Source organism: Chromatium okenii (genome assembly GCF_016583745.1).
GTDB classification, from domain to species: domain Bacteria; phylum Pseudomonadota; class Gammaproteobacteria; order Chromatiales; family Chromatiaceae; genus Chromatium; species Chromatium okenii.
On record NZ_NRRQ01000051.1, the window covers coordinates 1 to 13,165 of the forward strand.

General features: G+C 53.0%; 12 protein-coding genes. 1 reads left to right on the top strand and 11 read right to left on the bottom strand.

The window, feature by feature from the left end; all coding sequences use genetic code 11:
• Positions 1-121: 121 nt before the first annotated feature.
• The 11 genes from CKO12_RS13160 to CKO12_RS13210 all read right to left on the bottom strand — a co-directional run bounded on the left by CKO12_RS13160 (position 122) and on the right by CKO12_RS13210 (position 12,759).
• A complete protein-coding gene (locus CKO12_RS13160; RefSeq protein WP_200155188.1) occupies positions 122-2,707 on the bottom strand; it encodes a DNA methyltransferase in 2,586 nt (861 codons plus the stop codon).
• 57 nt (positions 2,708-2,764) lie between these two features.
• Positions 2,765-3,157 carry a hypothetical protein gene (locus CKO12_RS13165; protein ID WP_200155189.1) on the bottom strand — a complete coding sequence of 131 codons (393 nt, stop codon included), beginning with the start codon at positions 3,155-3,157 and terminating at the stop codon, positions 2,765-2,767.
• A 7-nt stretch (positions 3,158-3,164) separates the two neighbouring features.
• Positions 3,165-5,414 (bottom strand): TonB-dependent receptor, encoded by a 2,250-nt coding sequence (locus CKO12_RS13170; RefSeq protein WP_200155190.1) that lies wholly within the window; start codon positions 5,412-5,414, stop codon positions 3,165-3,167.
• A 41-nt stretch (positions 5,415-5,455) separates the two neighbouring features.
• A complete protein-coding gene (locus CKO12_RS13175; RefSeq protein ID WP_200155191.1) occupies positions 5,456-6,535 on the bottom strand; it encodes an ABC transporter substrate-binding protein in 1,080 nt (359 codons plus the stop codon).
• A 21-nt stretch (positions 6,536-6,556) separates the two neighbouring features.
• A complete protein-coding gene (locus tag CKO12_RS13180) occupies positions 6,557-7,417 on the bottom strand; it encodes an energy transducer TonB (protein ID WP_338032752.1) in 861 nt (286 codons plus the stop codon).
• Complete coding sequence (locus CKO12_RS13185) at positions 7,414-7,806, bottom strand: ExbD/TolR family protein (protein ID WP_200155192.1); 393 nt, start codon at positions 7,804-7,806, stop codon at positions 7,414-7,416. Before CKO12_RS13185 ends, CKO12_RS13180 begins: the two co-directional genes overlap by 4 nt.
• Positions 7,806-8,444: a MotA/TolQ/ExbB proton channel family protein gene (locus CKO12_RS13190; protein ID WP_200155193.1), complete on the bottom strand. Its 639-nt coding sequence runs from the start codon at positions 8,442-8,444 to the stop codon at positions 7,806-7,808. Before CKO12_RS13190 ends, CKO12_RS13185 begins: the two co-directional genes overlap by 1 nt.
• Entirely contained in the window at positions 8,441-8,983 is a 543-nt protein-coding gene (locus CKO12_RS13195; protein WP_200155194.1) for a molybdopterin-dependent oxidoreductase, read from the bottom strand. The genes CKO12_RS13190 and CKO12_RS13195 overlap by 4 nt, the downstream gene beginning before the upstream one ends.
• A gap of 33 nt (positions 8,984-9,016) precedes the next feature.
• Positions 9,017-11,035: a TonB-dependent receptor plug domain-containing protein gene (locus tag CKO12_RS13200; protein WP_200155195.1), complete on the bottom strand. Its 2,019-nt coding sequence runs from the start codon at positions 11,033-11,035 to the stop codon at positions 9,017-9,019.
• 231 nt (positions 11,036-11,266) lie between these two features.
• Positions 11,267-11,776, bottom strand: a complete 510-nt coding sequence (locus tag CKO12_RS13205) for a SixA phosphatase family protein (protein ID WP_200155196.1) — start codon at positions 11,774-11,776, stop codon at positions 11,267-11,269.
• 107 nt (positions 11,777-11,883) lie between these two features.
• Positions 11,884-12,759: a fructosamine kinase family protein gene (locus CKO12_RS13210; protein ID WP_200155197.1), complete on the bottom strand. Its 876-nt coding sequence runs from the start codon at positions 12,757-12,759 to the stop codon at positions 11,884-11,886.
• Between the two features lie 13 nt (positions 12,760-12,772).
• On the opposite strand from CKO12_RS13210, the gene CKO12_RS13215 reads away from it, so the two are divergent.
• Positions 12,773-13,165 (top strand): primosomal protein N' family DNA-binding protein (locus tag CKO12_RS13215; RefSeq protein ID WP_476695835.1); only part of this gene is annotated, 393 nt, incomplete at its 3' end.

Consider the following 13,165-nt stretch of genomic DNA (forward strand, 5'->3'; position numbering starts at 1 on the left):
TATACTTAACTGAACTGTCTTCTTCACGTCTTAAGAAATTCAAAAGTTGGTCTTCGTTGCACAGTTTCACTGTCGTAAGCTCCTACATTTTCTCTTATAGTATAGTATGTTTTGCGGATAACTATAATGGATCATAAAGCGTGGCAAGTGACGCATTTGGCGATTGATCTCTGGCATCTAATATCGCCTGCGCCGCCTGTTCTATTTTATTGCGCTGTTTATCAGTGATTGATTCCGGCCAAGGAAAATTATTGTAAACGATGGTGTTTGAGTATTGATAATCGCTTTTCATTCGTCCGCAAACCGTGCGCGTCCAAGCCATGTGCATCGCGGAAGATAAAATACCAAAGTGATAAATTGATGCGTCTGGAATCACCAAAGCAGAACCGCTTGCAATGATGTTTGCACGACAAAATCCAATGGGAATATAATCTCTGTTTTCTGAAGATACCTTTGGCACTAAAAGATACTGCGTTGCAGGTTGTCTTATTTCGCCGAATAGAGCGGGTGTTTTTGCAAGCATTTTTGTTTGCTCCCGACTGCTTGAAAGTCGATATTGCTTGTTAAGTTCAATCCGCTTTTTAATCAGTTTAGAATGACAAGCCTCGGAAAGATCACAGTCTACTAACCATAAACAGTATCTTGAGATATTGTTAATAAACTCATCGCCCCCAGAATATCGACGAATAAATCGCTCTGTTGTGGAATCAGCGGCAATCATTTCCTCTTTTTCTTCTTCATTCAATATCAAATGACCTTTGTCTATCGGCATACTGCCGTATGCTATTTCTGGCGCATTTTTTGATAATGGTTGTGAGCGGCGTTCAATAAAAACAGTGTTCGCATCAACCAAATAAGGATTGATGTTGTTAGGTTTAATTTCGCTGGGTTCAGACTGCGGTGTTTCATAAACAAAAAGCTGTTTTTTTACTGCATCATGCAATGCAAATCCGACGATCACGCAATGCACCGCAGCCTTGCCTTTTGCCTCACTCGACCATTGAAACGTACGATGCGCAAAATGAATTTTAACGCCGCGTTTTAATAAATCTGACCATAACACGCCAACTTGTTCGCCTTGTGTAATTGAATTAGTTGAGACAAAAGCTGTTTTAATTGCCAGATGCGCTACCATATAATCAACTGCTTTGCGATACCAAGCAGCGACAAAATCTAAATTGCCCATGCCTTGAACATTCTGAAATACTTGCGCCATATCAGTTTTTTGAGAGTCGCTCTGCTCTTTTTTTCCAACAAACGGCGGATTCCCTAAAATGTAATTTAATTCTGCTGGCGGCACCAGCTCGCACCAATCAATCTGTAGCGCATTGCCATGACGAATTGTTGCGGAATGCGTGAGCGGAATCCGTAAATAATTTATGCCGAATTCTTGAGATGCCAGTTGATTCATTTGATTCATTTGATGATCGGTCAACCACAGTGCAGTTTGGGCAATTTGCGCTGGAAATTCCTCAATTTCAATGCCATAAAACTGATTGACATTGCAGCGAATGTTAAGCTCAACGCCAATGGATAAATCTTTAGATGCGCCAAACAGCACCCGCAACACTTCCAATTCAAGCAAGCGCAATTCCCGATAGACGATGACCAGAAAATTGCCGCAACCGCAAGCTGGATCAAGGAATTTTAAGCTGGCGAGCTTTTCTTGAAACGCAAATAAATTGGTTTTGCTCTGCCGTTTCACGCGCTCAAATTCAGCCCGCAGTTCATCTAAAAATAACGGTTTAATCAATTTTAAGATATTCGTTTCTGAGGTGTAATGTGCGCCCAGATGACGGCGATTTTTAGCGTCCATAACCGATTGAAATAACGCGCCAAAGATTGCAGGTGAAATCCGCCCCCAATCCAAAGCGCAACCTTCCAATAAAAGCTCGCGCATTTCCCGATCAAAAGCAGCAGTGGGTAAATGCTCGGCAAACAATTGACCGTTAATATAACGAAACGCGGCAAGCTGCGGATCAAGAAGAGTGAAACGTTTTTCGTGCGGTGTATTCAATACTTCAAAACAATTTGCCAGCCATTGCGCTAAATCTTGTCCATCTTCAGCGGTGCGTTGTTCAATTAAATCTTGAAATTGATTGACTTCAAAAATGCCGGTATGTTCGGCAAATAAACAAAACACCAGCCGCACCAAATACACTTCCAACGCATGACCGTCATAACCGATTGTTTTTAATTTGTCATGCAATAAACCCATGCGCTCAGCAGCTTTGATATTGATCGGGTCTTGTTCTTTATAGGCAACAGTTTGATAACCTGCCATAAAGCCGAATAAATGAACGTGATTGACCAATTCCGACAATAAAAAATCATGCTGTTCGTTTTCTTCTAAATCATACAACCGAAACCGGGCAAAATCGCACACCAAGACATAACGCGGCAATTCACGTTCTTTCAAGCCGTGAAAATAATCGGTCGCTTGCGCATGAGCACGATCTAAACTTTTGCCGCGTGATTTATGCTCAACCAATAACTTGCCTTTCCACAGCAAATCAATATAACCAGCGCGTCCGTCAATCTGTTTAACGCGCTGCTCAAAACTGGCAATGCGCCGCCGACTCACGCCAAAGATATTAAAAAAACCATCCCAAAAGGATTTGGCTTCGGCATCTTCTGAGCACTCATCCGCCCATTCCCGCGAGAATTGTAGGGCACGATCTTTGATTTCATTCCAAGAGAGTGGCATGGGAAACGCTTATGCAGGTTAGTGAGCGCACGAGTTTAACCGATATTTAATCCGATTTCAGCGCGGCATTTGCGCTGCAATACTCAATTGCTGTTCACCGTGATCGTTTTCATCAAATGCGCCAACGCAGCGATAAATTAACCAGTGCTGATTGTGCAGTCGCCATGCCACGAGCGATTCATCATAAGCCAATGCTGTATAGAATTCTTCATCATCATCCGAGCGCAAATCAATTAAACGGTAATCATAGGCGCAATAGCAAGGTTGATTGTTGCTGTCATAACCAATAATGCGTCGCGCTGGGATTTCGTATTCACGGAACACGCGAAAAGAAGTGGGCGCGATGACTTGCTCGCGCCATTCAAGTGGCAATTGCGCCCGCCAATTCGGGCAACAATGGCGTTGCGCCAATTGGCGGTGATGACCATAAACACAGAATGCAGATGGCATTGGTGCCTCAAAAATCTGCTGATAAGCCAACAAAAAAGGTGCGCGGTGCGCCGTATTGATATGTTGAACCATTGCCGGTAACGCCATTGAGCGCCGCAGTAAAATTGGCTATCGCATCATCCGCAGCACTAATTGGGCCAATGTATTGCTTATCAAACAGATTTAATACATTTAAGGTGAGCGCCAATGAACGATGCAACCGATATTGTCCCGTCATATCAAATAACGTTACTGCATCAACGCGCTCGGCATTTAATACGTCACCATAACGTTCGCCAATATATCGCGCATCTAAACCAACATTCCATTGTTCATGCTGATAACGAATGCCTAATTTCGCCATGTGTTCTGGAGTATCAACAACTTGTTTTCCTTCGCTGGGAATCACCGCAGCGGCAGACAGTGCGAGGTCTTGACTGTAGCGAAACCGATTCCAAGTGTAGTTGCCGTTGAATTGCCATGCTGGAGTCATTCGCCAATTACCTTCCAATTCAATTCCATAACGCTCGGCATCGGCAACATTCCAAGGATAACGCACGCCAATTGTTGGATCATAAATTGTCGATTGTTTGTTTTGATGCTGCGCATAAAACGTGGTTAAACCGACATCCCAATTGCCTTGTGCGTGGCGCAAACCAAGATCAAGGTTATTTGCAGTTTCTAATTCCAAACGATCCCACAGCGATTGAAAACTCACGCCTTTGCTGGCAAATAACGTTTTCTGCGCGTAGTAATAGGGAAATAAATTCACATCCAAACCGTAACTGCGCCCCAGCCGTGTAAAAACGCTGGTGTTTGGATTAAATGCCCACGTTAAACCTAAATACGGCAGCCATTCATCAAAGCTCTTTTCTGCCGCTGATGCCATTGCATCAATTCCACCCGCTGCGCGAGCGGCATCAGCATCGGTTAATTTCGCTGCTGCGCCCGTCGCGTTATACGCAGTGAGTGCTCCTAAACGCAGATTGACGAAGCGCAAACCGGCTTCCACATTCAGCGCATTGAATTGTCCCAAATAACTTAAAAATGGCGACAACAATTGATGTTGATCGTTATCCGCTAATACCTGCCAACCATCAAACACTAATCCGCTGGCAGTGGCGCGATATTTCTGTTGCGTAGATGGCGGACCCGGTGGCTGTTGTCGTTGTATCCAAAAGCCCGGTTGTAATAATTGCGTTGGCGTGAATTGCCAATCCAATTGCGTGACGACGCCCGCGTTATCGTGGTCAATTTGCCAATCAATCACCCTGCTTTTTGTGGCGTCAGTCGCATTAACGGAACTAAACCAATAATCGCCCGATTCATTGAGATAATAGGGTTTAATAGAGAGCTGCATCTCATTAGCCAAGCGCCCGCGCAGATTGGCGTAAATAAACCGATCCTCGAATTGCTGGCGGTTATAATCGTAATAATCAACGCTCGCTGGATTATTCGACCACTCGCGCTCAAAATTGGCAAAATTGCTGGCGGTTGCGTAATCAAAAAAGCGATAAGTGTGCCGCTCATCTTGATTATCACCAGCATATAATTCAATACGCCACGCTTCACCGCCATCTAAAGCGATGCCACTAAATAAATTACGTCGCTCGAATTCACCTGCGCCTTTCCAATGATCACCTTGGTTTTCACTCGCCGACACGAAACCAGAAAAGATGCCGTGTTGTCCGCTGTCTTGCCGCAAAAATAGGCGCTTAAAATCATCGCTGCCGCCTTCCAAACGGAATTGCGTCGCCGCCGTCGCCAGCGGAGCGCGAGTCGTCAAGTTCAATTTGCCGGGCAAATTGCTGAATCCGAGCGCCTGACCAACCGGCACTGCGCCGCGATACACGCTGATTTCAGACACATTTTCCAGATCGAGAATGCCTTTGCTGCCGCCGGGATTGATGGTCAGCGGCAGATCGTCAATGTTGCGCGACGACGCCGGGCCGGTTTGCCCAACGCCGCGAATTTTCAGCGTTTCGTGAAAACCGACTTCGGTCAGGCCGTGCGGATCGGCGCTTTGAAAATTGACCGACGGCGTGTTGGCAATCGCCTTGAACGGCGATGACGCCGCCGCGCCAGCCATTTCGCGCACCGTTGTCGCGTTGAGCCGCGTCACGGTCGCCGTCGCGCTGAGATCGGCGGCAGCGGTCGCGTCATCCGCCTCCACCGTCACCAGCGGCAATGCCGTTGTCGGCTCGGCCAACGCTGCGCCATTGGCAAATAGCAGTGCGATGAGCAGGGAAAGTCGCCTGTTATGTATTGGGTTGGGCATGTTCGTGATCTCCAAATTGGTATAACGGATGACCGCAAAAATCAGTCGCGTCCCAGCAGCGCGTCCACCTTGACGCTTGCCGGACTCACGCCGAGAAATTGCGCATAAAACGCCGGAATTTCGACGGCGGCATCCCACGCAAACCGTTCTGGATACAACAAGTTAGCCAGCCACTGCATCGCCAAAACGCGCATAAATGACGGCGGCCGCCCCATCCAATCAAACGGCGCAGTCGGAGCGCGATAAACCCGCCCTTCGCGCACGGCTCGCAATTCTGACCAAGTTGGATCAAAGCCCCCCTTTGCCAAAGGGGGGTTGGGGGGATTTCCAGCCGTCACGCTGGCAAAAAATTTAGCGTCATCCGTCACAATCACGTCTGGATCAAGCACCTTGATTTGCGCCAACGTCGTCGGCTCGCGCCCGCACATCATCTTGTTTTCACAAGTCATCACGTTTTCTGCGCCAGCCAGCGCGATCACTTCGGCATGAAATGAATCGCCGCATTCCGTCAACAAACCGCTCGCGCCCTCAGCGAAATAAACCCGTTTCCGCTCGCTCGCCGGAATCGCGCTCACCGCTGCCGTCACTCGTTGTAACGCCGAGCGGATCACGCTCGCCAATTCCGCAGCTCGCGCTTCCTCGCCAATTGCTGCGCCGACCAATTCCAGCGCAGCGGGATAATCCGCCAGATGTTCGAGATGCACGAACAGCCCCGGCGTGCCAAGTGTTTGAAAAGTCTGCTCAACTTTGCTGCGATCAATAAACGGCATCTCCCACGCGACCGTCAATTGCGGCGCAGCGCGGGCGAGCAGCTCAGGATTCGGCACCGAACCTTCGCCGAGATAGCGCCCGACCGGTGGCAGCGCCAGCACTGCGGGCGTGATATACGCCGCGTCCTCCGGTTTGAACGGAAAACTCACTGTAATCAACTTGTTGGGATTGAGCGCGTAAATCAGCGGCACCACCGGCGGCGCAGCAGCAAACACGCGGTCAATGTGCGCGGGGAGCTGAACGTGCCGCCCCGCCATATCGACCACTTCAGCGGCTTGACTCGTCGCGCCGGTCAGCAGCAGCGCCGCTGCCAGTGCTGCGTTATGCTTTGAAAAACAAGGTTTTAGCATGACATTTTCTCTGGTTGTGGGTTAATTGAGTTTGAAACGAATCGGCACCTGCACCGTCGCTGCGACTGCCAGCCCGTCGCGCTGTGCCGGTTTGAAGCGCCAGCGTTGCACCGCTCGCAGCGCGGCTTGATCGAGACTGGCAACACCGGACGAGCTGGCAATGCTGACCGCGCTGGCGCTGCCGCTCGGACTGACCAGCACCCGCAATTGCACCGTGCCTTCCTGCCGCAACCGCCGAGCGCCATCGGGATAAGCGGGCGCGGGATTGCTGAGATAAGCGGCAACTGAACTGGAAGCGGTTTTAGTCGCGCTGGCGGCAGGAGAGCGGCTTGGTTTATCAATCGGTTGCGGCGGCGAATGGCTCGCTGGCGCAGATTTCGTCATCGCTGGCGAGCGCACTGGACGCTTGATCTGCGGCACGGGCTTTGGTTGCTGCGTCAGCTTCGGCTGCACTTGCGGCAGCGGTTTCAACTTCGGTTTGGGTTTGGGCTTTGGCTTCGGTTTTGGCTTCACCGCCGCCAGCGCCACCGGCACTCGCTGCGGCGTCATTTCTGGAATTGGAATGGGCAACGGCGCTGGCGCAGGAGCAACCTCATCTCCCCCCTTTGAAAAAGGAACCATCTCATCTCCCCCCTTTGAAAAAAGGGGGTCGGGGGGGATTTGCGGCGCAGAAGAAATGCCACTCACCGCCTCAACCGCAGCGGATTCGGTCAACGCGGGAGCGGCAACGAAACTGATTTCAATCGGAATTTGTGGCGGCGCGACGACTTGCAGCGACGGCAACTGCGCCAGCCCCGTCACCAACGCGGCTTCGGTTGCCAGCGCGATCATTGCCGCTAACCACAGCGGCAGGCTCGGCAATGTTGCAGCGGCGCGATTCACGGCGGCAGCGTCCGCGTCGCCATCCCGATCCGCGTCACTCCGGCAGCGCGGCAGGCATCCATCACTGCGATCAAATCACCGACCGCTGCGGCTTCCGCGCCAGCAATCACGACGCGAGTTTCCGCGCCGCGCTCGCGCAGCAACGCCGTCAATTGCGGCAGCGCCAGCGGTTGCTGCTCCACGCTGATGACGCCCGCCGCGTCCAAACTGATGACCACCTGCGGCGACTCCAATCGCTCGGCGCTGGCGCTGACCGGTAGCCGACTGTCGATGCCGGTCGCCGGAATCATGTTGAGCGTGACCATGATAAAAAACACCAATAAAAAGAACATGATGTCAATCATCGGCACGATTTCGATCCGCGCTTTACGGCGTTGGAAATAGCGCATCACGCTTTCCCCTCTTTGCAAAAACACGGCTGGGGCGATTGCGCAAAGCGATTGACCAACATCATTTTGAGCGTTTCCAACTGATGCACCGCCAGCCGCACCCGCTCATTTAAGCCGTTGAACACCACCAGCCCGATCACCGCAATCAGCAAACCGGCAGCGGTCGCCACCAGCGCCTCGGCGACGCCGCCGGTCACGGCATGAGGTGCTGCGCCGGGTGCGGCGAGCACTTGAAAGGCATGAAACATGCCGATGATGGTGCCGAGCAAACCCAGCAACGGCGCGAGCGTGACTGTCGTATCCAGCACCCACAGCCGCCGATCCAGCAGCGGAACGTGCAGAAAAATCACCTCATCCAGCCGATCTGCCAGCACCTGTTCTGGCTCCAGCGCCAGCGTCGTTGCCAGCAAAGTTTGATGCAGCGGCGCGGCTTGATCGCGCAGTTGTGTCAAGTGCAGATGATCGTGATCGCGCAGCGTCGTCAACGCGGCAATCAGGCGCTCGCCGTGCCGCGTGATGCTGCGCAGCGCCCACGCTCGTTCGACGCTCACCGTCAAAGTCAAGGTCAACAGCGCGAGCATCAAATACAGAATGCCGCCGGATTGGGTGGCGAGCTGCTGCAAATAAGGCAGCGTCATTGCACGATCTGCCGGACTTCAATGGCGTTGAGCCAGCGCACATGACGCGGCCCGGTGCGCAGATCGGTGGTTGAAATCAGCGCGATTTGCCCTTCTTCCACGCCGAGCGGCTGCCCGTCTTGGCGGAAATACACGATGATTTGATCGCCAACGGCGGAGTTGAAAAGCTCGCCCCACGAAAAGACGACCTGATAGTTGTCGGTTGCCTTGGCGATGATCGCCATTTTGCGAAAATCACGCGGCGTCACCGCTTTGAGTTGCGCTTGATTGAGAATGTCGCGCAGCAGCACTCCGCGCAGATTGGCTTTTTTACCGAGATTGACGCCGCTGTCGCAGATCATCGTCACCTCGCTGATGTTTTGCGGCGGGAGTTGCTCCAAATCGGCAATGGTGAGCGTGCGCGGATGCTCGACTGCGCCAGTAATCGCCACTGCATCAGAGGCATAAGACAACGGCGCTGGCGCGTGATCGGGCGCAGCGATGGCGCAGGAGGCGCTCAATAGCGCGACTGCAAACAGCGAATCATTCAACCGTGACATAGGATTTGGCTCGTGGTGGTCGGTGAGAAAGCATCAAAATTCATAACGGGCGTTGAGAAACCACATTCGTCCCGGATTGGGAAAACCATCGGCCAAAGCGTAATTGGCGTCGGCGAGGTTATTCACTCGCGCCTCCAGCACCACTGCTTTCATCGGCTGATACGCGAGCTTGAAATTGGCGGTGACGTAATTGTCCAGTTCGACGGTTTGGGAATCCCAGCGCCGACCTTCGTGTTCAATAAACAGCAACGCTTCCCAGCGGTCAGCGGGACGGAAACGCGCATGAGCGGTGAGTTTGCGATCCGGGACGCCAGTCAAGCGCGTGTTGGGAGCGCTGCGATTGTCGCGGTCAAGCAGGGTCAAATTGCTGCCGACTTCCCAGCGCGTGCCGAGCGGCGCAGTGACGCCGATTTCCACGCCGGTGCTGCGCACTTCGCCGACATTCTGCATCTGGTATTTCCCCGGCACGACGTTATTCACCTGTTGAATTAAATCAGTGATGTCGCTGACAAATAGCGCCGTTTCGAGGCGAATTCCCGCCCAAGGTGTGCCCTGATAGCCGATTTCATAATTGATGGAATGTTCAGATTCGAGCGCGGGATTGGGAATGGCAGTGCCGAGGCGCAGCGAATAGCGATCTTTTAGCGTCGGAAAGCGGGTTTTGGTGGCGACGGTGGCATACAGCCGTCCGTTCGGCGCGACATCCCAAAACAGCCCGGCTTGACCATTGGTTGCGGATTGCGCGTCGGGCAGCGGCACGGCATCGGTCAATTTCTCAACGGTATCGGCTTGCAGCTCGCTCCACGCGACACCGAGCGACAGCGTTAAATCTTTGATTAACTTGATATTGTCTTCAAGTCCGACCGAGGTCAGCGTGTCCTCAAAATGCTCGGTGCGCTGAATCGTGTCATCGGCGCGATGTTCATCCAACTTGCGCTGAATGCTCAAACCGAGGTCGTGCTGGCTGAGGCGGGTGGAACGCAATTCAATCGAACCGCCGAGCGAGCGGTCGTTATAAACACTTTCTCCAGCGATCCCGACGCTGCCTTTTCCAGCCGTTTTGAGCTGGGTATAGGTGTCATCGGTATAAGATTTGACGGCGTTATCGTATTGATCTTGATACAACCGCAATTTGATGATTTCCGCTTCACCGAGCGCAGTATTTGAAATGAAATACAGGCTTTTTTTATCCCAAGTCGGCCATTGCCAATAACGCGCTGCCGCTGGATCAGTCGATGGCGGTTGCTCTTTTTCACCGTTTTGTTGGGAATAACTCAGCGCGTAATTATCGGTCGCATTGGGCGTTAAACCGACTTTGAGCGACACTTTATCATCGGTGTGAGCGGAATTATCCCGCGCTGCGCCATCTTCAATTGCAGTGGGTTTGAAATCTTGTGCCAGCCGCAATTCATCGCCATCACTCCAACCCGCGCCAGCCTGCACATACCAAAGTCCTTGATTACTGCCGACATTCACCGAAGTCGTGCGCTCGTTGCCGTCACCAAACCCAACGCTGACATCGCCTTCCAATGTGGCGCGAGGTTGGCGGGAAATCAGGTTGATTGCGCCGCCGAGCGTATTGGCTCCGTAAATGACCGAGCTAAACCCTTTGGCGATTTGAATTGCGGATAAATCGGCAGTGCTGAAGCGATTGAAATCAATGTAACCGTCATACGGCACATAAATTGGAATGCCGTCGATAAATAGCGGCACCTGTCGCGCATCAAAACCGCGCACAAAAACGGTTTTTTCATTGCGCGAATTGGTGGTAACGGTCACGCCGGGCAGCAGATCAAGCGCATCGCCAACGTTATCGCGGTTGAATTGGCGCATGTCATCGAGCGTGACGATTGACGCGACCTGATCTGCGCCAGTTGCGGCGGATTGCGCTGGCGCGGTGGCGGTCACGTTAATCACGCCCAAGTCATAAATCGGCAGCGCGGCATCATCAGCCGCTGCGCTCATCGCACCGCCGAGGAGCGCCAGCGCAATGACGTGCTTGAACTGACGGCTGATGGCGCGGTGCGGATGTTTGGTGATGTCGATTGCCATATAACGAACCCCCTTTTTCAGAAGTGCCCAGCGAGCATTGATTAGCGACAAAGCAAACGCTGCGCCAATAGCAAAATTGGCACTGATTACGCGAGTTTAGCTTGTAAATTGCCGCTGATTTGCAGCAGATGCTGTGTCGGTTTTGAAGGCAGTTTGTCGGAAATTGCCCCGCGCTATGTCAAATATCATACAACGATAGTGCTGAAAAACCGCTGCGTTGGGAGCAGCGGTTTAGAGTTGACGCGGGCGGGTAATCGACACGAGTTGGGCGCTGGCGGCGCGGAGATCGCACCAAGTGGCAGGCATTTCCAAACGGGCAACGGTCGCAGTCGGTAGCAGCTTGCCGTCGGCGGGCAGATCAAGATCATCGCCGATCAAATATGTCAGCAATTCTTCGAGACCGGGATTGTGCCCCACAAGCAGCACGGTACCTGCTGCGCTGGGGCAACGCGCCAACACCGCCAATAATGCGGGCAGCTCGGCGGCGTAAATCGTCGCATCAAACGTGATCTTTTTCTTTTTATAATCCAGTCGTTTACAGACAATTTCTGCCGTTTGCTGCGCCCGTTTCGCTGGCGAGCTGACGACATAATCGGGCACCAAACCTTCACGGTATAACCACGCGCCGACTTTGGGCGCATCGTGTTTGCCGCGTTTGGCGAGCGGGCGCTGAAAATCAACCGTCGCATCGCTGCTCCAGTCTGATTTCGCATGGCGGAGGATGAGAAGTTCGCGGGGCATCGTAAAAAAGGGGGTAACGTAGTTCAAAATGACATTAAAACGGCGACTTTAAGCGTAATCACGCAAATTTGAAGAGGTTTTAACATATCCGTCATTTCAGCGTCACCTTAGCGCACCGCCGCCAATAATTGCCCCATCATCTGCTGCGCTTGTCGCAAATAGCCGCCGCCAAACAGATTGAAGTGATTGAGAACGTGATACAGGTTGTAAAGCATTTTGCGCGTTGCATAGCCCGCAGCCAGCGGCCACGCTTCCCGATATGCCGCATAAAAAGCGCCATCAAAGCCGCCGAATAATTCCGTCATCGCCACATCCGCCTCGCGGTCGCCGTAATACACCGCCGGATCAAAAATCACCGGCTGACCATCCGCCAACGCGCCGAGATTGCCGCCCCATAAATCGCCATGCAGCAGCGATGGCTGCGGTTGATGATCCAGCAGCGCAGGCAGCGCCAGCCGCAACTGTTCGCCGCTGGTCTGCAATTGCCCGCCGTCGCCGTGCGCTGCTGCCAACTGGAGTTGATAACCCAGCCGCTGCTCGCCCCAAAATGTAACCCAATCAACCGTTTGCGTATTCAACTGCGGCGTTGCGCCGATGGTGTTGTCGCGCTGCCAGCCGAACTGCGTGGCGCTGGCGCGGTGCAATTGCGCCAGTTGCCGACCGACTTGCGCCCCGTTAACGTGACCGCTCAATTCCAACCATTCCAACACCACAAACGCCTGTTCACCCGCCACCCCAACACAAATCGGCTGCGGCACCCGCACCGCGTGCGCGGCCGCCAATTCCCGCAATCCCGCTGCTTCCGCCTCAAACATCGCCAATCGCGCTGCGGCATTCAGCTTGACGAAAAACGTGCGCTGCCCATCGCTGATGCGGTGCGCACGATTGATGCAGCCGCCGCCGATGGCGCGTTCATGGCGCAGCGCAAACGGGATGCCGGTGGCGGCGTGAATCTGGTCGGTGATGGTGTGCCAGTCAGTCATCTGGAAATCCTGCATGAGTGAATTATTGAGCGAGCACAACGCCAATTCCGCTATCGGCAGCGCCGCTGTCACGGTGATTTTACAGGTCGCCGTGCCCGTGCCACTGATGACGTTATTTGATTATTTACCGCCGCTGGACGCTGCGCCGGTGGAATGGACGCCCGGCATTCGGCTGTTAGTTCCGTTTGGACGGCGGCAAATGGTGGGCATGTTGGTGGGCGTCATCGCGCACAGCGAGCAGGCGCTGGCGCGACTCAAGCGGGCAGACGCAGTGCTGGATGCAAAACCGCTGCTTGCGGCAGTGGATTTGACGTTGATTAGCTGGGCGGCTGCGTATTACCAATATCCGCTTGGTGAAGCGATTTTTACGGCGCTGCCGCCGCATTTGCGCAAGAAATCCCCCCCG